Here is a 25407-nt window from a genome sequence, read left to right as displayed (position 1 = left end):
TGGGGTGACGCTTGAGCTAGAACACGACGACGGAACGAATCGATTTGCCCTCATGCATCAGGTCGAAGCCCCTGTTGATGTCTTCGAGCTTGAGCGTGTGGGTGATCATCGGATCGATCTGGATCTTTCCGTTCATGTACCAGTCGACGATCTTCGGCACGTCAGTGCGGCCGCGGGCGCCGCCGAAGGCGGTGCCGCGCCAGTTGCGGCCGGTGACGAGCTGGAACGGACGGGTGGCGATCTCCTTGCCGGCTTCGGCAACGCCAATGATGATCGAGGTGCCCCAGCCGCGATGGCAGGCTTCCAGCGCCTGGCGCATCACTGTGGTGTTGCCGGTGCAGTCGAAGGTGTAGTCGGCACCGCCGTCGGTGAGGGTGACGAGATGCGGGACGATGTCGCCGGTGAGCTTCTTCGGATTGACGAAGTCGGTCATGCCGAACCGGCGGCCCCATTCCTCCTTGGAGTCGTTGATGTCGACGCCGATGATCTTGTCGGCGCCGGCCATCTTGGCGCCCTGGATCACGTTCAGCCCGATACCGCCGAGGCCGAACACGACGACGTTGGAACCGGGCGTAACCTTCGCGGTGTTCACCACGGCGCCGACGCCGGTGGTGACGCCGCAGCCGATGTAGCAGCTCTTGTCGAAGGGGGCATCCTCGCGGATCTTCGCCACCGCGATCTCCGGCAGCACCGTGTAGTTGGAGAAGGTCGAGCAGCCCATATAGTGGTAGATCGGCTTGCCCTTGTAGGAGAAGCGGCTGGTGCCATCAGGCATTACGCCCTTGCCTTGCGTCGCGCGGATCGCGGTGCAGAGATTGGTCTTCTGGCTCAGGCAGCTTTTGCACTGCCGGCATTCCGGCGTGTAGAGCGGAATGACATGATCGCCCGGCTTCACCGAGGTGACGCCCGCGCCGATCTCGCGGATGATGCCGGCGCCCTCGTGACCGAGGATCGACGGGAATATCCCTTCGCTGTCGAAACCGTCGAGCGTATAGGCGTCGGTATGGCAGATGCCCGTCGCCTTGATCTCGACCAGGACTTCGCCGGTCTTCGGCCCCTCCAGATCGACCTCGACGATTTCGAGCGGTTTTTTGGCTTCGAAAGCGACGGCGGCACGTGTCTTCATCGGTAACTCCTCAAATTCTCGCAGGATGCCAAGACGTAAGTCTCAGATCGGCTGCAAACGTTCACTTCTTGCCCATGCACGAGTCTTCATTGTTGGTATAGGCGTCGTTCTTGTCCTCATGCTTGCCGGGACGGGCACGGCCCCAGGCGTCGTTGGAGCGGGCGCGCAGATAGACATAGAGATCGTCCATGTAGCAGGCGACGTTCGGGTTATCGCCGAAGGCCGGCATGACGTTCTCCGAAGCGGTCGAGATGTTCTTGCGGCCGGAGGCGACAACGCCGAGAAAATCGCCATAGCTCATCGTCTTGAGCGAATCCCTCAGTGCGGGCGCATAGGTCGAGCCCATGCCGTCAGGGCCATGGCACACGTGACAGTCCGAGTGATAGCGGCGGTATCCGGAATAAGTATACCAGTCGACGGAGTCGCCGTTGACCTTGAAGGTCGGATTCCCGTCCTTATCGAGCCATTCGCCAGTTTCGTTCTGCTTGACGGCGGCCGGATCGCCCGAGCCGTCCGCGACAGCAATTCCTCCGGACGCAACGAAGATCATCAGAGCAATGACAGAGCAGATTCTACGCAAGAGATGTTCCTCGAAGGCATCCGGTGGAGACGAGCCGGCGCGTGGAAATTGATCCACGCGCCGGAGCGATACTGAACAGAGGCTAGTTGGGCAGCGAGAACACGGTCAGCGTGCCGCCGAGTGCCGTGTAGTTGCTGAGAGCCGCGTAGCCACCAACCGCGCCAAGGCCCGCGGTCGGATCAGTCAGACCTGCTGCAAGACCGATACCGGCCCAGCCACCGACGCCGGAGAGCACTGCGACATACTGCTTGCCGCCGTTCTCATAGGTGGTGACGTTGCCGATGATGCCGGAGGGAGTCTTGAACTTGTAGAGCTCCTTGCCGGTCTTGGCGTCGACCGCCTTCAAATAGCCTTCGAGCGTACCGTAGAACACCACGCCGCCGGCGGTTGCGAGCGCACCCGACCAGACCGAGAACTGCTCCTTGTTCGACCACACGATCTTGCCGGTCTTGCCGTCCCAGGCGATGAAGTTACCCATGTTGGTATCGCCCTGCGGCGGATACATCGAGAGCGTCGCACCCACATAGGGCTGGCCCGCGGTGTAGCTCACCTTGAACGGTTCGTAGTCCATGCAGACGTGGTTGGTCGGAACGTAGAACAGCTGCGTGTCCGGCGAGTAGGCTGCCGGCTGCTCGTCCTTGGTGCCGAGCGCGGCCGGGCAGATGCCCTTCACGTTGTGGTCCTCACCCGCCTTGTCGGTCGAAGCTGCGTCGAGCACCTTCGGACGACCATAGGTCGGCGAGTTCTTGTCCATGTCGACGCCGGAGGTCCAGTTCACCTTCGGATCGTACTTCTCGGCGACCAGGAGCTCGCCGGTTGCGCGATCGAGCGTATAGCCGAGGCCGTTACGATCGAAATGCGTCAGCAGCTTGCGGGCCTGGCCGTTGATCGACTGATCCGAGAGGATCATCTCGTTGACGCCGTCATAGTCCCATTCGTCATGGGGCGTCATCTGATAGACCCATTTCGCAGCGCCGGTATCCGGGTTACGTGCCCAGATCGTCATCGACCATTTGTTGTCGCCGGGGCGCTGCTTCGGATTCCAGGTCGAGGGGTTGCCCGATCCGTAGTAGATCAGGTTCAGCTCGGGGTCGTAGGAAATCCAGCCCCAAGTGGCGCCGCCGCCGATCTTCCACTGATCGCCTTGCCAGGTCTTCAGGCTCGAATCCTTGCCGACCGGCTTGCCGAGTGCGGTGGTGCTGTCGTTGACCAGGATCTGGTCATCAGGGCCTTCGGAATAGCCGCGCCAGGCCAGCTTGCCGGTCTTGATGTCGTAGGCGCTCATGTGAGCCTGAACGCCGAACTCGCCGCCGGAGATACCGATCAGCACCTTGTCCTTGACAACCATCGGGGCCGAGGTTCCGGTCTCGCCCTTGCTCGGGTCGCCGTTCTTGGCGGTCCATGCGACCTGACCGGTCTTGGCGTCGAGCGCGACGAGGGTCGTGTCGGCCTGGTGCAGGAAGATCTTGCCGTCGCCGAATGCGAGGCCGCGGTTGACCGTGTCGCAGCACATCACCGGGATCACGTTCGGATCCTGCTTCGGCTCGTACTTCCAGACGATCTTGTTCTCGTTGGAAAGGTCAAGAGCGTAGACCTTGTTCGGGAAAGGCGTATGGACATACATGATGTTGCCGATGATCAGCGGCCCGCCCTCGTGGCCGCGCAGCACGCCGGTCGAGAAGGTCCAGGCGACCTGAAGCTTTCCGACATTTTGAGCGTTGATCTGATTGAGCTTGGAGTAGCGGCTGTTGGCGTAGTCGCCGGTCGGCATCACCCAGTCCTTCGGGTTCTGCGACATCTTGTTCAGCTCGTCATTGGCCGACGCGTTCCCGACGGCGAGAGCCGCCGCGGAGCCAAGAAAGGTCGCCAGTAGCACCTTGCGCATAGTCATTTCCTCCGTTGGTCTCGTTTATTGTTTCCGAAGCATTTGCTTAATCACCGGGCTTCTCGTCCGGCGTCTGCTCGTGCAGGGCGGTCACGCGGGGGACCAGAAACGATGCTGTGCTGTTTCCTCCTCCTGATGAGAGCTACGGGTCCACGTGCAGGCGCGGCCCGTTCTTTTTGTTCCTGCTGCAATTCCTAACGACTTCGCCAACGGGAAACTTGCCCAAGAGTGAACCCGCTTTGCTCGACAGCGCACGAACGCAAAGTTTTTGATTTTGCGGTAGCGAATTCAGCGGCTTCGATGCGATGCGGCGCTCTGTTGAACGCTCAGGTTCCCCTTGACGGCGGTGCAACTAAGGCGGAGGATTAACCGTCAAGGGTGGCGATGGAACGTGGCGCTCGTTTCAAAAGACCGCCCAAATTTGAGGTAAACGTCACGCAATCATGGCTGAGGGCTTCAGCAGGCGCTGGCCGCGATTCGCATGGGATCTCCGGGTATCACCAGTGGCTGGATTAATGTCCGACACAATTCACACGCTCTCGACGACGGGACTGACGCCCAAGCGGCAGATCCAGAGTTGGGTGGACGGATTGACAAATCTGTGTGGTCATTTCGATGTCGATCCGCTGGAGGCATCCTCGCTCGAAGGGCGCATCGACTACACGACGGTCTCGCGGCTGAAGCTCTGTCAGATCGAAGTCAGCCAGCATCGCATCGCGCACAGTTTCGCGCGGGCCAAGGCCAACGAACACCCGTACATCAAGATTCACTTCCAGACCTATGGCGTGTCCTACTTCGAGCAGGAAGGCCGCCATATCGAGCTGAACCCGGGCGACATCATCGCCTATGACGTCTCCTGTCCGCATTTGATCGTCAGCCCCGCCTTCACGCGCCACGACGTGGTGATCGTGCCCAAAGCGCTTTTGCGCGATCGCGGCTTCCCGTCACAGCGCATGCAGGCCTGCAAGCTGTCGGCGAAGACGGGTACCGGGCGGATCGCCCATGATTTCGTCCATGCCACGTTCGACGAGGCGGCGAAGCTGTCGGCCAACACCGCGGTCGGCGTTGCCGATTCGCTGATCGACCTGCTGCTGCTGCCGCTGCGCGAAGCCGACACGATGTTCGATCGGGTCGGGCCCGAGGCGATGTATGTGCGTGCCCAATTTTTCATCCGCGAGCATCTGCGCGATCCCGATCTGTGCATCGACCAGATTTCCGCCGAGCTCGGCTGTTCCAAGCGCTATCTGCACATGCTGTTCTCGGAGCGCGGCACCACGGTGAGCGACTACATCTGGCAGGCGCGCCTGCAGAACTGCCGTCAGGAGCTCGAAGCCCACGGCGGCAAGACCATCACCGACGTCGCATTCTCCTGGGGCTTCTCCAGCTCATCGCATTTCAGCCGCGTATTCCGGAAATATTTCGGCGTGGTGCCGTCATCGATCCACAAGGCGCAGCAAGGTGCCATCGTGGCAGGCGAAACCTAAAGCATGATCCGGAAAAGTGTGAAGCGGTTTTCCGTAGGCCGGCCTGCTCAACTCGACATAGCGACGTAGGGAATGCTGGTCACGAGCGCCGCGACCAGCATTGCGTTGCAGAGCATTCCGCTCCAATGCAACAGGCGTAGTCGGCGCACGGCCCCAGTGTCGCCGGCATCCCTGGCGCTGAGCTCTTCGTCCATCCGTTGCATGAACCAGCCGCGTCCCCGGATCGCGAGAGCCGCGATCAAGCCGATGCCGGTGGCGAAAAGCGGCCGACCTGCGACGAGGAAAGCCGCGGTCGCAAGGACGCCGGTCACAGCCATCATTCTGAATTGGATGTTGAACATCCCGCGCAGCAGCTGCGTGACGGGCGGAATGTCCAGCTTCACCAGCAGGAATGCGGGCGAGGCCAGCAGGAAATAGCCCATCGGAAAAAGCAGGATGACCAGGGCTGCGACGGCGACAGCATCGGGTTTCATGCGCTCGGCCTCTTGCGTGTGGGGCGACGGCCGCACCACATCCTCGCTGTCATCGCCCGGCTTGACCGGGCGATCCAGTATTCCAGAGATGGTGTGATTGAGTCCATAGGCCGCGGCGTAGTGGATGCCCCGGTCAAGCCGGGGCATGACACCGGTGACGTGGTGGCACGGGCGGCGGCCACCTCACCGCTGAATGATCTTCGTCCAGACATCGCCGAGGATCGCCGGCTCGCGTGGCGGCAGATAGGTCAGGCCGGCCTGCTTGCCGAGTTCGGCAATCCTGCCCTCGGCGGCGAGATCCGCCAGCGCCTTGTTGACGGCCTCGATCAAGTCGGGATCGCTGCCAAGCCCGACATAGCCGCGATTGGCGCCGACCGGATAATAATAGCCGGAGGCGGCGATGGCCGTATCAGGATGCGCGGCGCGATGGGCGTCGTAGCGGGCGAGGTCGATCAGGGTCGCGTCATAATCGCCGCGATTGAGCGCGCCCAGAAGGTCATCGCGGCCGGGGACGAGATGGCTAATGTTGTCGATCAGCCGTCCCTTGTCGAACGTCATCAGGATGGCATCGCCGAGAGAGCCGCTCTCGATCGCGAGGCGAAGCCCGGCGAGATCGCCGATGTCAGCAATCTTGCGCTCGCGCGCCTTCGGGCCGAGGACGACGGTCATCGGCGAATAGAGGTAAGGTTTGCTCGGCGCCAGCACGCCGAGTGTGACGCGGCGGCGGCGGTCGTCGCGCGTGGCGCCGGCAAAATCCGGCAGGCGCGCCGTTGGCACGCCCGGCTTGACGAGCGAGTCCGTCGTCAGCGCGTAGCCGCCGATCAGGGAGCAGCGCCCGTCGGAGAGCAGTGCGTTGGCCTCGAGCTGCGGGCTCGAATCCTCATCCAGTTTGCTCTCGAACCATTGGATTTTGAGCGGCCGCCCCATCCGGTCCGCGATCGCCTGCGCCAGCAGCACGTCGAAGCCTGAGTCCGGCCTGCCCTTGTGATGCGCCGAGAGCGGCGGGTGGTCCTCGTCGAGACAGATGGAGAGGGGATCGGCGGCCCGAGTTGACGTCGAGGCTGCCGTCGCCGCAGCCGCGATGATCGTCAGGAGCGCGAGCGCCGCTAGCCGGTGTCTCATGGCTTCCTCCGGCTCGAAATGAAGGCCCAGAGATTGCTGATGTCATCGTCGCTCAAGATATCGCCCCAGGGCGGCATCTTGTTGTTCTTGCCGTTCTTCACGGTGGTGACGAAGCGCGTCCTGTCGTCAGGGAAGGCGCGCAGGTCCGGCGTGATGGTGCCGGAGTTCATCAGGTTGGGGCCGTGGCAGTGCGAGCATTTTTCGGCATAGGTCGACTTGCCGTGGTCGATCTGCGCCTGCAGCGGATTGCCGTTCGAATCATCCGCGGCACGGACGGTCGCCGCAAGCGCGACCGTCAGTACCGCGACGGTGGCGATCCTCGCCACCGTCCTGTGAGCTGTGTCTCTCAAGATGTCTTGCAACGGGTCTTGCCGTTACTGCTTCACTGCAAAGACCCAGAGCGAGCCGCCGGGCGGCACCTTGGCCAGCCGCTCGTCGCCGGAGAACAGCGAGTAGACGCCGCCATAGCCGCTCGTGACGGCGACGTACTGTACGCCGTCCTGCTGCCAGGTCACCGGCTGTCCCTCGATGCCGGAGCCGGTCTGGAACTGCCAGAGTTTCTTGCCGCTGTCGGCGTCGAAGGCCTCGAACTCGCCGGTCAGCGCGCCGGTGAAGACGACGCCCCCCGCGGTCGACAGCACGCCGGAGAAGCGCGGGATGTCGCTGGCCGCCTCCCACTTCGCCTTGCCGGTCATCGGATCGATCGCCTTCAGATGGCCGCGCGCGCCGTCACCCCATTCCCAGGGATCGGTCAGGTCCATGCCGAGATACCATTCACCCTGTTTGAAGGTGACCGGCTCCGATTTGTATCTGCCGCCGAAGGCGAGCGTGTTGGCGTAGGCAAGGCCCGTCTGCGGGTTGAACGACATCGGCTCCCAGTTCTTGCCGCCGAGGATCGACGGATAGACCGTGACCTTCTTGCCGTCACGGGCATCCTTGACGACGTCGGTCTCGATCGGACGGCCTGTCTTCATGTCGACGCCGGTCGCCCAATTCACCTTCACATATGGATTGGCAGCGAGCAGCTTTCCGTTGGTGCGATCGAGCACGTAGAAGAAGCCGTTGCGGTTGGCATCCATCAGCACCTTGGTCGGCTTGCCCTCGACATTCATGTCGGCGAGGACCATCTCGGCCACCGAGTCATAGTCGAACGGGTTGTTCGGCGAGAACTGGTAGTGCCACTTGATCTTGCCGGTTTTGGGATCCATGGCCAGCACGGAGCAGGTGTAGAGATTGTCGCCGGGGCGCACGGCCGAATTGAACGGGCCGGGGTTGCCGATGCCCCAATAGACCGTGTTCAGTTCCGGATCATAGGACCCCGTGATCCAGGTCGAGCCGCCGCCGAGCTTCCAGGTGTCGCCCTTCCAGGTGTCGCCGCCGGGCTCGTCCGGCGAGGGGATCGAGTGGGTGCGCCAGAGGTGCTTGCCCGTCGCCGGATCCCAGCCGTCGATGAAGCCGCGGGTGCCGAATTCGGCGCCGGAGATGCCGGTGATGACGACACCGTCGGCAACCAGCGGAGCCACCGTCATCGAGTAGCCTTCCTTGATGTCGGCCGCTTTCTGCCGCCACAGCTCCTTGCCGTCCTTGATGTCGAGCGCGATGACGTTGGCATCGAGCGTGGTGCGGAACAGCTTGCCGTCGAACAGCGCCGCGCCGCGATTGATGATGCCGCAGCAGACGATGCGCGGTGTCTCGGCCGGATATTCGATCTTGGATTTCCAGATCTGCTTGCCGGTCTTGGCCTCGACCGCCATGGTCGCGTTGTGCGAGGTGACGTAGATCACGCCCTGGTAGACCAGCGGCTGCGATTCCTCACTGCGATCGTCGTTGAGGGAGTAATTCCAGACCGGGACGAGATTCTTGACGGTGTCTTTGTTGATCTGGTTCAGCGTCGAGAAGCGCTGAAGATTGTAGCCCATCCCGTAATTGAGAACGTTCAACGTATCGGTTGCACCCTTGACCAGTTGATCGGTCGTCTGTGCGCTCGCAACCGAGCATGCGGATATGACGAGGCTCGCGGCCATCGCAAGGCGTTTCATCCGTTCCTCCCAATATGCGCGTCTTTTGACGCTGCGATTGCAACACTCCGCCCGAAAGCAAAACACGTCAATACGAAAGTCGAAACTGCGCTGCCGATATGTTGGACGCAGGAGATCGGTCACCTGACGGAAACCTGACTGATGACTCCGACTTGCGCGTAGACGCTGAAAAAATTCCGCGGCATGATGCAAGGGCCTGCAATGAGCGGGCGCGCGGACCGGTCCACCGGTTGTGCGGTGTGCGGGTTGCAATTCCCGACTTGAACCGGAGGCCGGCTTGCGGATTTATGCTGTCGCGATCCCCGGCGAGTCGGGGCATGGCGAGGGAGGTCAAAATGATATCGCGTCGCTCAGTTGCGCTTGCGTTCACGTTTGCCGTGGTGTCGGGTCCGGCCTGGTCGGCATCCGCTAGCGCTGTCAAGATGTTCGACACCGACAATGACGGCACGCTCGATCTGGCCGAGGTGAAGAAGGCTGCAACCGCGCTGTTTGCCAAGCTCGATCCGGACCATGACGGGACGCTCGATGCGCGCGAACTGCGCGGACGGCTAACGGCGAAAGAACTCGCCGCTGCCGACCCCGATCACGACGGCACGCTGACGCTCGATGAATATCTCGCCGTCGTGGAGCAGCGCTTCAACGCAGCAAATCCCGACAAGGACGGCACGCTCGACGCCAAGGAGCTGAATTCGCCAGCGGGTCGCGCCTTGCTGCGATTGCTGCGCTGAGGTCGTCAGCGCTTGACTGGGAGCGAAGGCGGTTTGTCCGAGAGCGAAATTTACGCGTGTTATTCGATACTTCGCCGTGTTCGCGGTCCGATTCCAGACTTGCGCTGTGCCTGAGGCAGCCCTAGGTTTTGCCCGGCGCGATGTCGCGCTCAATACTTGGCTCAATACCTGGGGAGACCCCGAATGGCCTGGAAAGCTCCGAAGATCGTGGAAGTGCCGGTCGGCATGGAAATCAACATGTACGCCTGCGCAGCGCGCAAGTAAGACTGACAAACCTGCCACGGCTTCGATGGCAGATGCCCTCGAAGCCGTGGTAGTGTTCTGCATGCGCTTGGGGGCTTCCACATTCCGGACTGCAGTTGCGTGCATCGTCGCGTTTGCGCCAGCAGGTGTGAGCGCCGAAGAGGGCTTTGATACCGAGCACATCTTCGGCTTCATGATCGGCAGCGATGTCGGCAATCAGGGCGAGCGCGAATTCCAGACCCAGACGACGGGACGCTTCGGCAAGGGCGCTGGCACCTATCACGCCCTCGAGCACGAGGTCGAACTCGAGATCGTGCCGCTGCCGAATTTTCGCGTCGAGGTCGGCGGCACCGTGACGCTGCATGACATCACCGGCGTCCCTGACATCGATGACCGCCGCCAGTTCAATTTCCAGGGCCTCTCGCTCGATTTGCGTTATCGCCTGCTCGGCCGTGAGCACGCCCCCTTCGGGATGACCATCGCCGCCGAGACCCACGGCGATCGCATCGACGAGGTCAGTGGCGCGAAGGGGCGGATGTACGGCACCAATTTCACGCTCGCCTTCGATCGCGAGCTGATTCCGAACTTCGTGATCGGCGCGCTCAATCTGATCTACCAGCCGGAATGGGCGCGCTTCGAGGTGTCAGGCCTGTCGGAGAGGAGCTCGACCATCGGCGCCGCATTCGCCGGCATGGTGCGTGTGCGGCCGGATGTCCTGCTCGGAGGAGAGCTGCGTTACTTCCGCCAATACGAAGGCATTGGCCTTGGCGAGTTCGCAGGCCAGGCCTTGTTCGTCGGACCGACGGCCTATGTCCAGCTCTCCGAGCAATCGCGGCTGACCCTGAGCTGGAGCACGCAGGCCTGGGGCCGTCCGGCGGGATCCGGGGCCAATCTCGATCTCGTCAATTTCGAGCGCCACCAGGCGCGGATCGTGTTCGGGATCAACTTCTAGCAGGAGAGGTTCCCCGCTTGTCCTCACGCGCGTTTGAAACTTCCAGCTGCGGGAAACGTAGCCCTTTGTGTTAGTCTCAATCGCTCCCCGCGCGAGGATCCCGGCATGAATCCGATCGACCTGGTGGTGACTGTGTGTGTGGTGCTCTCGCCTGCGACCTGCGAGGAGCAGCATCTGGTCTTCAATTTTGGCGGCTCGCCGGCGCAATGCTCCATGGCCGCGCCGCCCTATATCGCGCAATGGATCGGTGATCACCCGAAATGGCAGGCGGTGCGCTGGCGCTGCGAATTTCCGCATACGCATGACAAGGCGTGACGCGCGAACGTTACTTGGTGCAATCCTTCAAATCCTTGTCGGAGATCGAGAACACTGCGTCGGCTTTGATCTCGATGTCGCGCACGATGCATTGCCGCGAATTGGGATAGCTCACCTTGGCGTCGTAGCGGCCGGGCTCGATGCCGGTGATGCGCAGCCGTTCGTCGTGATCGACCTCCTTGTCCTTGTCGTTCAGGCACTGGTTCGGGCCCCAGTCGGTCTTGCCTGATGGCGCGAGCTGGAAGCCGGAGATCGTCTCGCTGGTCAAATTCCAGAGCCGGATGCCCTTACCCTTGGTCTGAGCGAGCGTCGCGCCCGTCATCGCAATCAACAGGATGCCTGTCGCAATCAGCTGGCGGCGCACGGTGACCTCCCACGACAATCTCGTTGAACTTAGTTGATCACGAGTTCTCATTTCGTTTCAAGCTCCAACGCCGCAAGCTCCGCCCTGATCTCCGCCCTGATCCTGGCGAGCTCAACTTCGTTCCGTTTCGCGCGCGGAATCGCGATCGGCACCTCCTGCACGATGCGTGCGGGGCGGGGCGACAGGAAGAACAGGCGGTCGCCGAGACGGATGGCATCTTCGAGGCTGTGGGTGACGAGCAGCGTCATCACGGGACGGCTCGCCACCAGCGTCGCGATCTCGTCGCGCAGGCGTCCGGCGAGGGCGTCGTCGAGCGAGGCGAGCGGTTCGTCGAGCACCAGCAGATCGGGCTCGACTGCGAAGGCACGGGCGAGCGCGACGCGGCGGGCAAGGCCCAGCGACAATTCGCCTGGAAAGTGACTGCGATGCGCTTCCAGCTCGAGGATCCTGAACAGCTCCGACAGCTTGCCATCGGTGACGTCGGGCGCTGCCAGCCGCACATTCTGCTCGACCGAGCGCCACGGCAATAGCCGCGGCTCCTGGAACACCATGCCGATCCGCGCCTCCGGCGGGCGCGCGACATGGCCGTCGAAGTCGCGGTCGAGCCCGAGGATGATGCGCAGCATCGTGCTCTTGCCGCAGCCTGAGGGGCCGACGAGCACGCCGACCTCGCCGGACTGAATCGCGAATTTGATCGGCGCCAACACCTGGTGCGGTCCACCCGCAGCGCTCCGATAGGTCTTGCCTGTGATGTCGACCTCAAGCCGCACGGGGTCGCCACCGCGTTGCGCGGGCCTCGAACGGCTGCACCAGCGCCGTCTCGATCACGAGCACGACCGCGGCGAAGGTCAGGGAATAGGCGAGCAGGCGCGGCGTGTCGAACAGCTGGAAGGCGACGCCGATCTCGAAGCCGACGCCGTTCGGCCGTCCCAACAGCTCGGCGACCAGCACGATCTTCCAGACCAGCGACAGGCCGGAGCGGGCGGAGGCCGCGATATAGGGGGCAAGCTGCGGCAGTACGACATGACGGAAGGCGCGCCAGCGCGGCATCGCAAAGACGCTCGCCATCTCGTCGAGCGAACGGTCGAGTGCGCGCGTGCCTTCGCGCAAGGTGACCACCGCGGTCGGCAGCTTATTGATGGCAATCGCTGCGATGGCCGCGGCCTCTGTGAGCCCGGCCCAGATATAGGCCAGCACGATCACCACCAGCGCCGGCAGGTTGAGCAGCAGGATCAGCCAGGGATCACCGAGACGGTCTGCGAGCGTCACCCGTCCCATCAGATAGCCGATGGCACTGCCGACCGACATCGCGAGCACGAAGGCGAGCGCAACGCGCGCAAGCGTGGCACCGAGATGCAGGAACAGCGCGCCGGACGCCGCTTCCGCGATGATGACGTGGAGGACGACAGGCGGGGAGGGCAGTTTTGCACCGCCGACGAACAGCGCGGCTGTCCACCAGATCGCAAGCAGCAGGGCAATCGACAGAAGGCGCAGCACCTCAGTCTCCGGGGACGGCGTGGTAGAACGTGCCGGGATCGAGCTCGGCCGCCGGCCCGACCAGGTCACGGCCGCCGGTCTCGGCCAGCACGCGATAAAGCACGCGCGCATCCGCCTCCTCGTCACTGATGCTCCGGCGCGGAATGCCGTCGCGATAGCGGTCGCGATACGTTTTCAGCATGGCCGGATCGCTCGCGCCGGTGAGGGGGGCGATCTCGTCCCAGGCCGCATCGGAGGTGACCAGAAGCTGCTTGGCCTTGCGGGTCATGGCGAGGAAGCGCGCCACGGCGTCGCGATGGCTGGCGGCCCAGCCCTCATCGAACACATAGCCGACCGCAGAGACCGCGCCCTTGGCGCCGAGGTTCGGCAAGATGTCCTCGATGCCGGCGAGGCGCCGGAAACCCTTTGCCTCGAGCTGGGCGCAGAAATTCCAGAAATTCACGCTCGCATCCATCTCGCCGTCGAGCGCCTTGGCGGCGATCAGGGGCGGCGCGCCATAGACGATGGCCGCATCCGACTTGAGGTCGATGCCGTCCTGCTTCATCCGCGCCTGCAGCAGCAGCCAGCTCTTGTCGATCGGGCCGCCGCCGACGCCGAGTTTGCGTCCCCTCAGATCGGCCAGCGTCTTGATCGGCGAGGATGCGGGCACCATCACCGCGCCGAGCGCACTGGAATAGGGATAGAAGGTCAGCTTGGCGCCGAGCGCACGCTCGCGCGACACCCAGAGCCAATCCGACAGCATGATGTCGGCATTGCCGGCGCGCATCGCAATCTTGCCGGCCTCGGGGCTCGCAAGTTCGGTGACCTCAAGCGACAGGTCGGCCTCCTTGTCGAGCCCGGCCGCGCGGATCGTCGCCAGTTCCCAGGAGAACGTTCCGGTCTTCTGCACCGCAAGGCGGACGACATCAGCGGCGTGGGCCGCCGTGCCCAGCGCCAGCATCATCGCCAGCACTATTGTGCGTGCCAGAACTCTCATCACCTTGTGGGCCATTTCCTCGGATAGAGTGCTTCTCAGGACAATAGGCATAGCATAGCTTCCATCGCAACCAGCCGGGAGGATGCTCATGAACTTTGCGGGACAGTTACGACCTGTTGTCGCCGCTGTAGCTATGCTCGCGGCGACCGGCTATGCGGTGCGAGCCGAGGAGGCCAATGATTATCCGACCTCAGCGCGCGCGGAATATGTCTATGGCTGCATGAAAGCCAATGGCGAGACGCGGCAGGCGATCGAGCAATGCTCCTGCTCGATCGACGTGGTCGCCTCGATCGTCCCCTATGAACGCTATGTCACTGCAGAGACCGCGCTCAGCATGTCCCAGGTTCGCGGCAATCTCGGTACCCAGTTCCGGACCTCCGAGCAGGCGAATGCCGCCGTGAATGATTTGCGCAGGGCGCAGGCCGAGGCCGAGGTGCGATGTTTCTAGTTCTTTGGGCTCAGCTCGCCGTTTCCGGCATGCCCGGGCAGGAGCGCGAAGCGCGTCTTCGCGCTAGATGTCCCGGGCATCCACGTTCTTGGGCTGGGTGCAAAGTTCGTGGATGGCCGGGACAAGCCCGGCCATCCGGGAGACTTACGTCCCGGACTTCTCCACGTCCCACTCATTCCGGAACACGTGTCCGTCCGTGTCCTTGGCCTCCGCGCGGAATCGCTTCGCGCCGTTGGAGACATAGGTGAAGCGCAGATTGGGATCTTCCGAGATCGAGATGCCGCCTTCCATCGACAGCACCGGGCTGCCATCCTGCGTCAGCTTCAGCTGGTTGATGAAGAAAGCGGGGATATAGAGCTGGGTGACCTGATCCATCTGCAGGCCGGAATTGTTGGGATGGCCGATCATGATCTGGGCCTCACGGATGCGGCTCGCAGGCAGGTCCTCGCGCGAGAATTGCCGGTAGCGCATCTGGCCGAGGTGGTTCTGGGCTTCCTCCGCGTTTTTCCCCGCCGGCGCCGAGCAGCCGCCTGAGGCCTTCACATAGGTCTTGGAGACGTAGAGCTGGCCGTCGCTGAGTTCGGCGACCGCATGCACATCGGTGTAGTTGTTGACGCGCACGCGCGTGGAGATTTCGCTGACATTCGCATCTGCGCCAAGCTCAAACTTCGCGGCCACCGGCGCCGGGTTGCGGTCGATCACCAGCGTGATCGAGCGGATGCGGCGGCTGTCAGCGGGCGACAGCTTGCTGCGCAAAGTCACCGGTACGATCGCCGCATCCTCGGCGCGATAGGGCATCTCGATGGCGATGATTTCGGCGCCGTCGTTGATCGGACGGTTGTTGAAGATATCCTGCACCAGGCCGGGCCAGGGATCATAAACCTCTTCGGCGCTCACAGGCAGCGCAAAGGCGATGCCGAGCAGCGCGGCGATCAGCGGCAGGCGGCGTATGCATCCCATCATGATCAAGGTCCTGTGCGGACGAGGCGAATATCAGGGCGAAGGTAGCGCGCCCACTACTCCCATTCAATTTCAGAAAATGCTGCGGTTGCGTTGCGGGCGTTGTAATCGTCGAACAGTTCCCAATGCGACCGCTCCGTCGCGGCGGCCTTCTCGGCCGCGGTCCGGATCGGCTCGCCCTTCTTGTTCGAGGTACGGACGTCCGACAGCAGCGTCGTGAGATAACGCCGCTCGTCTGACAGGGCGGCAGGCCAATCGCTCACAGGGCCGTGACCGGGAATGACGCGGACCGCCGAAATGGCCTCCAACTGCTTCAGCAAGGCAAGCCAGCCACGAAGGCTGCCGTCCATCACCGGGACGTGGCGGAGAAAGACGAGGTCGCCGGCGAACAACGTCTTCGTGGTTTCGTCGAACACGGTCAGATCGTTGTCGCTGTGCGCGGCTGGCCACGCCCGCAAGGTTATCATGCGCGATCCGAGATCGAGCGTCATGGTGTCCTTTACCAGCATGGTCGGCGGCACGATCTTCACGGGATCGATCAGTTCCCCACCCATGATGCGCCTGAAATTGTCGAGATAATAGGGGCCGCGCCTCGCCAGCGCCTGCGGCAGCTTGCTGTGGCCGACGAAGCTGGTCCCGTCGGCGAGAAAGGCGGCATTGCCGAACACATGGTCGGGATGGCCGTGGGTATTGATGACATAGCGGATCGGCTTCCTGGTGTGGGCCCGTACCGCCGCCAGCAGCGCCTCGCCTTCGCGCAGGCTGCCGCCGGTGTCGATCACGGCCACGGCGTCCTCGCCGACAATGAAGCCGACATTGGCGATATCGCCTTCGTTCTCACGGGTCATCAGGGCGATGGTCCCGGAGTGCACGAAGATTCCGGTCGCGACTTCGCTTACAGGCAATTCGGCTGCCCCAGTGCGTGCTAGCGTCGCGAGTCCAAGCAGAGACAGGGCTGCGATCTTTGAAACGAGCTGCGACACTTTTCCGCCTCAGTTCAGGATTGGCCTCATTGCACTGCAACACAACGAGCCAACACCAAGTTTGGCAAACAAAAGAGTAGCATTCGAGGGAAATGAGGAGGAAGCGCGATGGAGGCCGGACGACATCGTCGCTGGTTGGTTTCACTGTGCGTGATGGCGGCATCTTGTGCGATCGGCGGCGTTGCCCGCGCGCAGACGAGCGATGGTGGCGATCTCTCGTTCGAGCTGGTCGATCCCAAGGTGCTGCGGGTTTGTGCCGATCCGCGCAACATGCCGTTCTCCAACGAGAAGGGCGAGGGCATCGAGAACAAGCTCGCCGAGCTGTTCGCCGACAAGCTCAGCAAGAAGCTCGACTACGTCTTCTTCCCGCAAGCCACAGGCTTCGTGCGCATGACGCTGGGTGCGCATCGTTGCGACGTCATCATGGGCTTCCCGCAGGGCGACGATATCGTGCAGGGCACCAATCCCTATTACCGCACCACCTATGCGCTGGTTGCGAAAGAGGGCAGCGGGCTCGAGGATGTCGACACGCTCGAAGATCCCCGGCTGAAGGGCAAGCATGTCGGTATCATCGCCGGCACGCCGCCGGCGACCAACATGGCGATTGCCGGGCTGATGAGCGACGCCAAGCCCTATCCGTTGATGATCGATACACGCTACGACAATTCGGCGCAGGCCATGATCGACGATCTCACCTCGGGGAAGATCGATGCCGGTGTGCTGTGGGGGCCGATGGCGGGGTACTACGCCAAGAAGGCCGGCTCGCTGCACGTGACGCCGCTGGTGAAGGAAAGCTCGGGGCCAAAACTGGTCTATCGCATCGGCATGGGCGTGCGCGCCGCGGATCAGAACTGGAAGCGGCAGCTCAACAAGCTGATCCAGGAGAACCAGGGCGAGATCAACAAGATCCTGCTCGACTTCGGAGTGCCTCTGCTCGACGAGAATGACAGGCCGCTCGGCGTGGAGGCGGCCAAGAAGACGCCATGAGATGGCCCCTTGCCGCTGCGCTCGTCGCCGCCGCACTGGTGGCGCAAGTGTTGGTGCAGCAAGTGTCGGCGCAGCAAGGTCAGGCCCGGCAGCAGGAGCCGTTCGAGCCGGAGGGCTATCGCACCGACAATTACCGCGCGCCGGTGCCGGCGACGCTGGAAGGCGCGCGCGTGCTGACGACGGCCGACGCCGAGGCAATCTGGCGGGCGAAGAGCGGTGCTTTCGTCGATGTGCTGCCGCGTGCACCGAAGCCGAAGAACCTCCCCGCGGGCACGGTGTGGCGCGATACGCCGCGGAAAAATATCCCGGGCAGCATCTGGCTGCCCGACACCGGCTACGGCGCGCTGCCGCCTGCGATGGACGATTATTTCCAGCGTGGCCTTGCGCAGGCCTCGCACGATGACAAGGCCGCGCTGCTGGTGATCTATTGCCTCGCCGATTGCTGGATGTCCTGGAACGCCGCCAAGCGCGCGCTGGCTTATGGCTATGCCAACGTTGCCTGGTATCCCGACGGCACCGACGGCTGGGAGCACGCGAAGCTGCCGACGGAGGAGGCGCGGCCGGAGCCACGGCCGGAGCAATAGGCCTGGCTCTCTCCCCGTCATTGCGAGCGCAGGGAAGCAATCCAGAATCTTTCCGCGGAGGGACTCTGGATTGCTTCGCTGCGCTCGCAATACGGGGTGGGTAGAGCGTCGCCCTACTGCTTTTGCAATTTCGTCAGCGTGCTCGCCCCGTCGGTGTCGGTCGCGGTGAACGTCACCCTGTCGCCGGCATGGACGGCATCCAGCATCGCGGCATCCTTGGCCTTGTACTGTTGAAGCGCGCCGGCGCCGCCGGCACTACCGCCGACCGTGCCCTTCTGCATCTCCTGGATCGAGATCGTATTGTTGAGCCTGTTGATGCTGGTGACCATTCCGGTCTTGTCGTCAGCAAAGGCACTGGTTGCGAGCACGGTGATGGCCGCAGCGCCTGCGAAAATGAATTTTGCTGTTCCCATCGAGGCCTCCGGCGTTTGATTCACGGGACAAGCCATCCTAGATCGATTTGGTTCCGGCAGATAGCGCGGCAAACATTAAGGATCGCACTGATATCGCGGGAACTTTTATGAAAGCCGTCAGCAGGATTGACGTTATAAGGCTCGCGCTATTCCATTTCCTGCTGGATCACCCGGCCGAGCGCGAACAGACGCTGATCGATCGCGGTCGGAACCTCGCAGACGAAGCGCACCACCTTGCGGCGGTCCTCGAAAATGCGGGTCTCCCAGATCAGCTGGTTGCTCATGGCGTCGACCTTGGCGTCGTCGCGGGGCGTTGCGTCCTGGAGTGCCTGGAGCTGGATGGTCTCCTCGCGGATCTTGTCGGCGGCCTCGCGCTGCTTGCGGCTGACGCGTTCAAGCCCGCTCATGACCTGGGAGCGCTGGGCGTTGAGCGTGTCGAACAGGCCGGCGAACAGCAGCTTTGCGTTCGCGGTCTTGTCGGCGGAGCCGGCCAGGAACTCCTTCACCGACTTCTCGGCCTCGTCCAGCGGCGTCTTGCGCGCCGCGAGCTTGGCGACCAGCGCGCTGATCTTGCTGTCCTCCTTCCACTTGCTCTCGGCGTCACCTAGCTCCGGACCGGCCCAGACCGCGGCCAGCGAAATCTCCGGAACCTTGGCCTGCGCACAGGGCCAGTTGGGATAGCGCGGATCGGCGGCGCGCGCCGCCGTGGAGACCGCGAACGCAAGGGCCGCCAAGGCAAGGGCTCGAACCATCATCCTTCGCCTCCCGCAGGCCCGCGCCGCGCCAGTCCGCGCGAGGGATCATAGGCGAAAATCGCTGCCGTCATGAAGACGATTGTGCAAGCTCCGACCACGGCGAGCGAGATCCAGTTGATCTGCCCATACAGCGCAAAACGTATCAGCTCCACCGCATGGGTGAACGGGTTGGCCTGGCAGACATAGGAGAGATAGGGGCTGCCCTCCTGCACCCGCCAGAGCGGGTAGAGCGCGGACGACGCAAAGAACATCGGGAAGATGACGAAGTTCATCACGCCGGCAAAGTTCTCGAGCTGCTTGATGCCGGAGGAGATCAGCATTCCCAGCGAGCCCAGCATCAGCCCTGACAGGATCAGCGCCGGCAGCACGGTGAGGTAGCCGATCGGAGGCGGGGTGATGTCCCAGAACCAGGCGATGATCAGGAACGCATAGACCTGGAGCAGCGACACCGCCGTGCCCGCGAGCAGCTTGCAGAACAACAGGAAGCCGCGCGGCAACGGGCTCACCAGCAGCGTGCGCATATTGCCCATCTCGCGGTCATAGACCATCGAGAGCGAGGACTGCATGCCGTTGAACAGCTGGATCATCGCCATCAGCCCGGGCGCGATGAAGACCTCGTAGAGGATGTAGGTCTCGTAGGGCGGGATGATGGAGATGCCGAGCACCTGGCGGAAGCCGGCCGCAAAGATGAACAGCCATACCAGCGGCCGCACCAAGGCCGAGACGAAGCGCTCGCGCTGGTGCAGGAAGCGCAGGCCCTCGCGCCAGACAATGCCGGTGAGGCAGGTCATGTACTCCTGTAACGAGAAGCCGCGCGGTGTGTCGCGCGTGGTGATGCTGCTCATGCGCCGCCTCCCGGCATCACTTGCGCGCCCGTCATGCGCATGAAGGCGGTGTTGACGTCCTGCGCGCCGGCCTCGGTGAGGACGCGGCTCATCGGCCCCTGCGCCAGCACCTTGCCCTGGTGCAGCACGACGAGATCGTCACCGGGCATGATCTCGTCGAACAGATGCGTGGCCCAGAGCACGCCGATGCCTTGCTCGGTCACGAGCTGGCGGACATGGCTGATGATGTCGGCCCGCGCCTTGACATCTAACCCGACGGTCGGCTCGTCCAGCAGCAGCAGGCGCGGCCGGTGCAGCAGCGCGCGGGCGATCTCCAGCCGCCGCATCTGGCCGCCGGAGAGATCGCGCACCTTGCTGCCGGCACGCTCGCTGAGGCCAATGCGCGCGAGCAGCTCCGCGCTGCGCGCGGCCGCCTCGCGCCTGATGATGCCGTGAAGCGCCGCGTGATAGAGCAGATTCTGCGTCAGCGACAGGTCGAGATCGAGCGTGCGCGGCTGGAACACGACGCCGAGCAGGCGCAGCGCCTCGCCGGGGCTCTTGCTGATGTCATGGCCGAAGATGCCGATGCGGCCGGTCTGAATGCCGAACAGCCGCGTGATCAGCGAGAACAGCGTGCTCTTGCCGGCGCCGTTGAGCCCGAGCAGGGCGGTGAAGCTTGCGGGCTGTACGTTGAAGGAGACGTCCGTCAGCGCCCGGCGCTGGCCGTAGGAATGGCTGACACCGTCGATCGACAGCGCCGGTACCGCGGCGGGATCGGGCCGTGGCGTCTCGCGCGGTTCGGCAACAGGAGCGGGGCTGGTCATGGCGCGATCCCTGGCGCGATCGTGATGCCCCAGGGCAATTCGCCCACCTGAATGGTCTTGATCACTTTTTGTGCGGCGACCTCGATGACGGAAACGTCGTTGGAGACGCCGTTGGTGGTGAGCAGGTATTTCTCGTCCGGCGTGAAGGCCATGTGCCAGACGCGCTGGCCGACCAGGAGATATTTCATCACCTTGCGCGTGGCGGTGTCGACCACCGCGATACGGTTGGCAGGGCCGAGCGCGACAAAGGCGGTCTTGTCGTCCTTGGTCATGCCGATACCAACAGGCTGGATCGCTTCCTTCCGCAGGCCCGGAATCTCGAATGTGACCTTGCCGATCACCTCGTGCTTCATGGGATCGACGATCGAGACGGTACCACCGATCTCGGAGGACACCCATAATTCGGAAGCGTCCTGCTTGTAACAGGCAAAGCGCGGCCGCGCATCCACCAGCACGTTGGCGACGATCTGGCGCGAGGCCGTATCGATGAAATGCGCCATGTTGGTCGTCTCGGATGTGTTGATCAGGGTCTTGCCATCAGGGCTGATGGTCATGCCCTCGGGCTCGACGCCGACCTGAATATCGCCGAGGCGGGCGCGCTTCTCGAGGTCGATCACGGTCACCGTGTTGTCGTTCTCGTTGGCGACATAGAGCGTCTTGCCGGCGGCATCCTGGGTGAACAATTCAGGGTCAGGGCCGGAGGGCAGGGTGTCCACCACGGCTTGCGTCTTGGCGTCGATCAGCTGGATGGTGTCGTCGTCGCCGACCGCGACCATCACGAACTTGCCGTCGCGCGTGAACTCGATGCCGCGCGGCCGCTGGCCGACCTTGATGGTCTTTGTAACGGTCCAGCTGTCGGTGTCGATGACAGACACCGTGTTGCTTTTCTCGTTCGAGACATAGGCGATGAAGGCGTGCGCGGGCGTGGCGGCGAGCGCGAGTGCCACGAGCGATGCTGCTCCCGGCACGCGCAACGTCCATCCGCGGGCGGTCTTCACCTCCCCCGCTTGCGGGGGAGGTCGCAGCGCATCGCAAGATGCGATGCGGGAGAGGGCTCGCTCCTCTTGGGGGGTCTTCGTTGTCGAGACACCCTCTCCCCAACCCTCCCTCGCAAGCGGGGGAGGGGGCGCAGCGCCGTTGCGGCCGCAGTTTGAGCCCATCTCACAAAAGTTCATTTCAGCTTGCATTTGCTCTCCGGGCGGTCGTAGCCGAGCGTGTCGAGCTCGGAGACCTGGTGCAGAAACCCTTCCTGCGGCGACACCGACACCACCATGCGGCCGTCGACCAGCAGGATCGGCTGCCGCAACTGCAGATTCCAGTCGCGCAGCGTCAGCCTTGTGCCCTTGAACGCGGCGACCTCGAAATTCGGCCCCTTGATGAAATCGGTGACCTTCTTGACCTCGCCGGAATTGGTCCGCGAGGTCGCTTCGCCAATCATGCGCACCGCGGTCCAGGCCTGCATGTCGAGCGCGGTCATGCGGCGCGCGTTCAGCCTCATGAAGCGGTTCTGCATCTGCGTCGCGCCCCATTGGTCCTGCGCCGCATCCCAGCTGCGCGGCACGAGGCCGGCCGAGCCGGCGACGGGGCGGGGGTCCCAGGTACGGTAGGGCAGATAGGCGGCGAACACCTCGCTTTCATCCGCGGCGACAAGCACGTCATAGGCAGGCGCCTGTTGCGTGAACACCGGCATCTGCCGCTGGATCAGCGTGACGCCGCTATCCGTGCGGCGCGCGCCGCCGGTGTCCTCGAAGGTGCGCTCCTGCACGATCTTGGCGCCGAAGCGTGCGGCCGCACGCCGCAGCGCATCGGCATAGAGCTTGTCCTCATCATGCGAGCCGACCACCAGCAGCCAGCGCGACCACTTCTTCCACACCAGATATTGGCCGAGCGCATCCGCCAGCATCGCGCGTGTCGGCGCGGTGTGGATCACATTGGCGCGGCAATCGGCCTCGCGCAGCCGCTCGTCGATGGCGCCGGCGTTGAACAGCAAGGTGCCGCGATCGTGCAAGGCGTCGGCGACTTTCAACAGCGCATCGGCCGGCAGGGCGGCGACAATAAAACCGTTGTGCTCGGCAAGCGCAGTCGCAGCCTGGACCGGATCTTCGCCCTCCCTGATGCGGTGCTCCTCCAGCGTGAAGCGCTGGCCGAGGAATTTTCCTGTGGTGTTGTTGTCCTCGATCGCGAGCCTGGCGCCGGCAACGCCGTCATTCTCCGCCGGCTGCTCGACCAGCGAGAGCGTCGATCTGGTGCCGGCTAAACCGAGATAGCCGACGCCGATCGTCACAGGGTCGGCCGCGAGCGCTTGCGCCGCTGCCAGACACAGGCCGATAGGGCCGAGCAACCATCGGATCATGCTTCCTCCGCAACCTCCTCCCCGGCTTGACCGCCGGTGGAGAATTGTTTCTGTTCAAGCATGACCGATTTGGCCGGGCTTGCAACCCCGCATTTGGTCGTCGCAACACGAGGATCGGAATCACGATCATGCGAGCGCCGATATGTTTCGCAGCTTTGCTGCTGATGGTTTCGCAGGCAGCCGCCGATCCGCCAAAACTTGCCGTGTTCGATTTCGAGCTGATCGACACCAGCCTGCCCGGCGAGTTCTATGGCTCGAAGCCGGAAGAGGCGCGGCTCGATCGCATCAGCGAGCAACTCCGCAAGGAGCTGGCGGAGTCAGGCAAGTTCCAGGTGCTCGATATCGCGCCGGTCAGGGATGCCGCCCGTCACAGCAATCTGCAGGCCTGCGGCGGCTGCGACCTCAAGCTTGCCGGACAATTGGGCGCGGACCTCGAGATCACAGGCATGGTGCAGAAGGTCTCGAACCTGATCATCAATCTCAACATTTACCTGCGTGACGTGAAGACCGGCAACATGATCACGGCCGCCAGCGCCGACATGCGCGGCAACACCGATGAATCCTGGACGCGCACGATGAGCTATCTGATCCGCAACCGCCTGTTGGCGCCGAACTACGGCAGGCCGTGAGATGGTTTCCCTCTCCCCCTTGTGGGAGAGGGTGGCTCGCCGCGTAGCGGCGAGACGGGTGAGGGGTATCTATCCTCGCGAACACCGATGCGAGCGGAGAGAACCCCTCATCCGGCGCTTCGCGCCACCTTCTCCCGCAAGGGGAGAAGAAAAGACCTCACCCCTTCAGCCGCTCCGCATGCCAATGCAGATGGTCGCTCATGAAGGTCGAGATGAAATAATAGCTGTGGTCATAGCCCGGCTGCCGCCGCAGCGTCAGCGGGATGTTGGCCTTGGTGCAAACGGCCTGCAGCAGCTCGGGCTTGAGCTGCTCTTTCAGGAAATTGTCGGCCTCGCCGACATCGACCAGGAAGCCGGAAAACTTTGCGCCGTCCTCGATCAGCGCCACGGTGTCATGGCTGCGCCAGGCCTCCTTGTTCGGACCGAGATAGCCGGTCAGCGCCTTGATACCCCACGGCACCTGTGATGGCGCCACGATCGGGGCGAAGGCGCTGGCGGCGCGGTAGCGGTGCGGATTGCGCAGCGCTACCGTCAGCGCGCCGTGGCCGCCCATGGAATGGCCCATGATCGATTGCCGCTTGGCATCGACGGGAAAATGTCCCGCCACGAGCTTCGGCAATTCGTCGGTGACATAGCTCCACATCCGATAATTGCGCGCGAACGGTGCCTCCGTCGCATCGACATAGAAGCCGGCGCCCAGGCCGAAATCATAGGCATTGTTCGGATCGCCAGGCACGTCCGGGCCGCGCGGCGAGGTGTCGGGGGCGACGAAGATCAGGCCGAGCTCGGCGCAGGCTTTGCGGAATTCGCCCTTCTCGGTGACGTTGGCATGGGTGCAGGTGAGGCCGGAGAGATACCAGACGACGGGCAGCTTGGCGCCTTCGGCATGCGGGGGAACATAGACCGAGAACACCATATCGGTTCCGGTCGCCATACTTGCATGGCGATATACGCCCTGCACGCCGCCATGGGACTTGTTGGTCGAGACAGTCTGGATCGTCATGCCTGATAGCTCCGTGGCATCTCGCCACATCGAGAATGCAATGCCTGTGTGACCAAAGTTTGTGGCGCGCGTTCAGGCGACGCCGCTGTCGATCGCCAGCCGCACCAGCTCGACCGAGGTCTTCACCCCCAGCTTTTGGCGCATGATCGAGGAGGTGTTGGCGACCGTCTTGTAGGACGATTGCACCAGCCAGGCGATTTCGGACAGGCTTTTTCCGGCGCTGAGCAGCCGCAAGATCTCCATCTCGCGCGCGTTCAGCTTCGACAGCGGGCTCTGCGCCAGTGCGGGCCCCGCGAAGGCGATGCTGCGCGCGATCGCACTCGGCAAGTAAGTTCCGCCACCGCCGACGGCGCGGATCGCCTCGACGAGATCATCGGGATCGCCGGTCTTGGAGACGTAGCCCCTGGCGCCGCATTCGATCGCGCGCGCGGCGAAGGCGGGGTCGTCGTTCATGCTGAACATGATGATGCGGGCATCCGGCGCGTGCCCGAGGATGCGGCGCGCCAGCTCGAAGCCGGAGACCGTCGGCAAGTTGATGTCGATGATGCAGAGGTCGGGGCGCTCGACGATGAAGACGCTCTCGCCATCCTCGGCGTCGGCGGCCTCCAGGATCTCGACCTCGCCTTCGTCGGCCAGCACGGCGCGGCAGCCGGAGGCGACAATGGGATGATCGTCGACGATCAGAATGCGCATAGGCGTTCCCCGCGACAGCACCGGACTCTTCAGTTTCGTTGTCGCGTGAGTCTCGCGATTTCGCGCCGCATGATGCCCACCGAGAAGCTTGTCGGCCCATGCAACTCGCCCGGGATTGCTGTACGCTTCCGATTAGATATCGGGCGCTTCGCCCCTGTCAACGCTAT

The 25407-nt window shown here is 63.4% G+C and carries 30 protein-coding genes; 9 read left to right on the top strand and 21 right to left on the bottom strand.

Going from position 1 to position 25407, the window contains the following annotated elements; translation table 11 throughout:
- Positions 1-16: 16 nt before the first annotated feature.
- From XH98_RS01105 to xoxF5, 3 genes are all read right to left on the bottom strand, one after another.
- A complete protein-coding gene (locus XH98_RS01105) occupies positions 17-1126 on the bottom strand; it encodes an S-(hydroxymethyl)glutathione dehydrogenase/class III alcohol dehydrogenase (protein WP_271617514.1) in 1110 nt (369 codons plus the stop codon).
- Between the two features lie 61 nt (positions 1127-1187).
- Positions 1188-1676, bottom strand: a complete 489-nt coding sequence (locus tag XH98_RS01100; protein ID WP_271617733.1) for a c-type cytochrome, methanol metabolism-related — start codon at positions 1674-1676, stop codon at positions 1188-1190.
- Positions 1677-1788: 112 nt separating this feature from the next.
- Positions 1789-3591 (bottom strand): lanthanide-dependent methanol dehydrogenase XoxF5, encoded by a 1803-nt coding sequence (gene xoxF5, locus XH98_RS01095; protein WP_271617513.1) that lies wholly within the window; start codon positions 3589-3591, stop codon positions 1789-1791.
- Positions 3592-4106: 515 nt separating this feature from the next.
- Here xoxF5 and XH98_RS01090 point away from each other — a divergent pair.
- Entirely contained in the window at positions 4107-5075 is a 969-nt protein-coding gene (locus XH98_RS01090) for a helix-turn-helix domain-containing protein (protein WP_271617512.1), read from the top strand.
- 47 nt (positions 5076-5122) lie between these two features.
- Here XH98_RS01090 and XH98_RS01085 read toward each other — a convergent pair whose 3' ends face one another.
- The 4 genes from XH98_RS01085 to XH98_RS01070 all read right to left on the bottom strand — a co-directional run bounded on the left by XH98_RS01085 (position 5123) and on the right by XH98_RS01070 (position 8709).
- Positions 5123-5548, bottom strand: a complete 426-nt coding sequence (locus XH98_RS01085) for a hypothetical protein (protein WP_271617732.1) — start codon at positions 5546-5548, stop codon at positions 5123-5125.
- 183 nt (positions 5549-5731) lie between these two features.
- On the bottom strand, positions 5732-6670 hold the full coding sequence (locus XH98_RS01080; protein ID WP_271617511.1) for a substrate-binding periplasmic protein: 939 nt from the start codon (positions 6668-6670) through the stop codon (positions 5732-5734).
- A complete protein-coding gene (locus XH98_RS01075) occupies positions 6667-7023 on the bottom strand; it encodes a c-type cytochrome (protein WP_271617731.1) in 357 nt (118 codons plus the stop codon). The genes XH98_RS01080 and XH98_RS01075 overlap by 4 nt, the downstream gene beginning before the upstream one ends.
- Before the next feature lie 21 nt (positions 7024-7044).
- On the bottom strand, positions 7045-8709 hold the full coding sequence (locus XH98_RS01070; RefSeq protein WP_271617510.1) for a methanol/ethanol family PQQ-dependent dehydrogenase: 1665 nt from the start codon (positions 8707-8709) through the stop codon (positions 7045-7047).
- A 335-nt stretch (positions 8710-9044) separates the two neighbouring features.
- Here XH98_RS01070 and XH98_RS01065 point away from each other — a divergent pair, with 335 nt between their 5' ends.
- From XH98_RS01065 to XH98_RS01050, 4 genes are all read left to right on the top strand, one after another.
- On the top strand, positions 9045-9437 hold the full coding sequence (locus XH98_RS01065; protein WP_057751392.1) for an EF-hand domain-containing protein: 393 nt from the start codon (positions 9045-9047) through the stop codon (positions 9435-9437).
- A gap of 183 nt (positions 9438-9620) precedes the next feature.
- Positions 9621-9701, top strand: a complete 81-nt coding sequence (gene pqqA / locus XH98_RS01060; RefSeq protein ID WP_012029362.1) for a pyrroloquinoline quinone precursor peptide PqqA — start codon at positions 9621-9623, stop codon at positions 9699-9701.
- Between the two features lie 25 nt (positions 9702-9726).
- The gene (locus XH98_RS01055; RefSeq protein ID WP_333931479.1) at positions 9727-10632 is read left to right on the top strand and encodes a hypothetical protein; all 906 of its coding nucleotides are present in this window, start codon (positions 9727-9729) and stop codon (positions 10630-10632) included.
- A gap of 105 nt (positions 10633-10737) precedes the next feature.
- The gene (locus XH98_RS01050) at positions 10738-10947 is read left to right on the top strand and encodes a hypothetical protein (RefSeq protein WP_220001069.1); all 210 of its coding nucleotides are present in this window, start codon (positions 10738-10740) and stop codon (positions 10945-10947) included.
- A 10-nt stretch (positions 10948-10957) separates the two neighbouring features.
- Here XH98_RS01050 and XH98_RS01045 read toward each other — a convergent pair whose 3' ends face one another.
- The 4 genes from XH98_RS01045 to XH98_RS01030 are packed head-to-tail and all read right to left on the bottom strand — an operon-like array spanning position 10958 to position 13751.
- On the bottom strand, positions 10958-11311 hold the full coding sequence (locus XH98_RS01045; RefSeq protein ID WP_271601460.1) for a hypothetical protein: 354 nt from the start codon (positions 11309-11311) through the stop codon (positions 10958-10960).
- A gap of 47 nt (positions 11312-11358) precedes the next feature.
- Positions 11359-12081 (bottom strand): ABC transporter ATP-binding protein, encoded by a 723-nt coding sequence (locus XH98_RS01040; RefSeq protein WP_271617508.1) that lies wholly within the window; start codon positions 12079-12081, stop codon positions 11359-11361.
- Positions 12071-12808, bottom strand: a complete 738-nt coding sequence (locus tag XH98_RS01035; protein ID WP_271601458.1) for an ABC transporter permease — start codon at positions 12806-12808, stop codon at positions 12071-12073. Before XH98_RS01035 ends, XH98_RS01040 begins: the two co-directional genes overlap by 11 nt.
- Before the next feature lies 1 nt (position 12809).
- The gene (locus XH98_RS01030) at positions 12810-13751 is read right to left on the bottom strand and encodes an ABC transporter substrate-binding protein (RefSeq protein ID WP_442868535.1); all 942 of its coding nucleotides are present in this window, start codon (positions 13749-13751) and stop codon (positions 12810-12812) included.
- 121 nt (positions 13752-13872) lie between these two features.
- On the opposite strand from XH98_RS01030, the gene XH98_RS01025 reads away from it, so the two are divergent.
- Complete coding sequence (locus XH98_RS01025) at positions 13873-14232, top strand: hypothetical protein (protein ID WP_271601457.1); 360 nt, start codon at positions 13873-13875, stop codon at positions 14230-14232.
- A gap of 144 nt (positions 14233-14376) precedes the next feature.
- On the opposite strand, the gene XH98_RS01020 is transcribed toward XH98_RS01025, so the two are convergent.
- Together XH98_RS01020 and XH98_RS01015 are read right to left on the bottom strand one after the other, a co-directional pair.
- Positions 14377-15195 carry a quinoprotein dehydrogenase-associated SoxYZ-like carrier gene (locus XH98_RS01020; protein ID WP_271601456.1) on the bottom strand — a complete coding sequence of 273 codons (819 nt, stop codon included), beginning with the start codon at positions 15193-15195 and terminating at the stop codon, positions 14377-14379.
- 53 nt (positions 15196-15248) lie between these two features.
- A complete protein-coding gene (locus XH98_RS01015; RefSeq protein ID WP_271617506.1) occupies positions 15249-16175 on the bottom strand; it encodes a quinoprotein relay system zinc metallohydrolase 2 in 927 nt (308 codons plus the stop codon).
- Positions 16176-16283: 108 nt separating this feature from the next.
- On the opposite strand from XH98_RS01015, the gene XH98_RS01010 reads away from it, so the two are divergent.
- Together XH98_RS01010 and XH98_RS01005 are read left to right on the top strand one after the other, a co-directional pair.
- Positions 16284-17162, top strand: coding sequence for a substrate-binding domain-containing protein (locus tag XH98_RS01010; RefSeq protein WP_442868530.1), 879 nt, complete (start codon positions 16284-16286; stop codon positions 17160-17162).
- Positions 17159-17746, top strand: a complete 588-nt coding sequence (locus XH98_RS01005; protein ID WP_271601454.1) for a PQQ-dependent catabolism-associated CXXCW motif protein — start codon at positions 17159-17161, stop codon at positions 17744-17746. Before XH98_RS01010 ends, XH98_RS01005 begins: the two co-directional genes overlap by 4 nt.
- Before the next feature lie 113 nt (positions 17747-17859).
- Here XH98_RS01005 and XH98_RS01000 read toward each other — a convergent pair whose 3' ends face one another.
- The 6 genes from XH98_RS01000 to XH98_RS00975 all read right to left on the bottom strand — a co-directional run bounded on the left by XH98_RS01000 (position 17860) and on the right by XH98_RS00975 (position 22915).
- Entirely contained in the window at positions 17860-18159 is a 300-nt protein-coding gene (locus tag XH98_RS01000; RefSeq protein WP_271601453.1) for a copper-binding protein, read from the bottom strand.
- A gap of 146 nt (positions 18160-18305) precedes the next feature.
- The gene (locus XH98_RS00995; RefSeq protein WP_271601452.1) at positions 18306-18914 is read right to left on the bottom strand and encodes a hypothetical protein; all 609 of its coding nucleotides are present in this window, start codon (positions 18912-18914) and stop codon (positions 18306-18308) included.
- Positions 18911-19759, bottom strand: a complete 849-nt coding sequence (locus XH98_RS00990) for an ABC transporter permease (protein ID WP_271601451.1) — start codon at positions 19757-19759, stop codon at positions 18911-18913. Before XH98_RS00990 ends, XH98_RS00995 begins: the two co-directional genes overlap by 4 nt.
- Entirely contained in the window at positions 19756-20562 is an 807-nt protein-coding gene (locus XH98_RS00985) for an ABC transporter ATP-binding protein (protein ID WP_271601450.1), read from the bottom strand. The genes XH98_RS00990 and XH98_RS00985 overlap by 4 nt, the downstream gene beginning before the upstream one ends.
- Positions 20559-21560 carry a YVTN family beta-propeller repeat protein gene (locus XH98_RS00980; protein WP_442868529.1) on the bottom strand — a complete coding sequence of 334 codons (1002 nt, stop codon included), beginning with the start codon at positions 21558-21560 and terminating at the stop codon, positions 20559-20561. The genes XH98_RS00985 and XH98_RS00980 overlap by 4 nt, the downstream gene beginning before the upstream one ends.
- A 173-nt stretch (positions 21561-21733) precedes the next feature.
- Positions 21734-22915 (bottom strand): ABC transporter substrate-binding protein, encoded by a 1182-nt coding sequence (locus XH98_RS00975; protein ID WP_271601449.1) that lies wholly within the window; start codon positions 22913-22915, stop codon positions 21734-21736.
- A 128-nt stretch (positions 22916-23043) separates the two neighbouring features.
- Between XH98_RS00975 and XH98_RS00970 the strand changes: the two genes are divergently transcribed.
- Positions 23044-23544 carry a DUF3280 domain-containing protein gene (locus XH98_RS00970; RefSeq protein WP_271601448.1) on the top strand — a complete coding sequence of 167 codons (501 nt, stop codon included), beginning with the start codon at positions 23044-23046 and terminating at the stop codon, positions 23542-23544.
- 157 nt (positions 23545-23701) lie between these two features.
- Here XH98_RS00970 and fghA read toward each other — a convergent pair whose 3' ends face one another.
- Positions 23702-24547, bottom strand: a complete 846-nt coding sequence (fghA, locus tag XH98_RS00965) for an S-formylglutathione hydrolase (RefSeq protein ID WP_271601447.1) — start codon at positions 24545-24547, stop codon at positions 23702-23704.
- Between the two features lie 72 nt (positions 24548-24619).
- Positions 24620-25240: a response regulator gene (locus tag XH98_RS00960; RefSeq protein WP_271601446.1), complete on the bottom strand. Its 621-nt coding sequence runs from the start codon at positions 25238-25240 to the stop codon at positions 24620-24622.
- Positions 25241-25407: the final 167 nt, after the last annotated feature.

It is taken from the genome of Bradyrhizobium sp. CCBAU 51745 (assembly GCF_028128715.1).
Taxonomy (GTDB): domain Bacteria; phylum Pseudomonadota; class Alphaproteobacteria; order Rhizobiales; family Xanthobacteraceae; genus Bradyrhizobium; species Bradyrhizobium manausense.
Note: the sequence above shows the minus strand (reverse complement) of the source record. Positions and strands in the feature narration are given on the sequence as shown.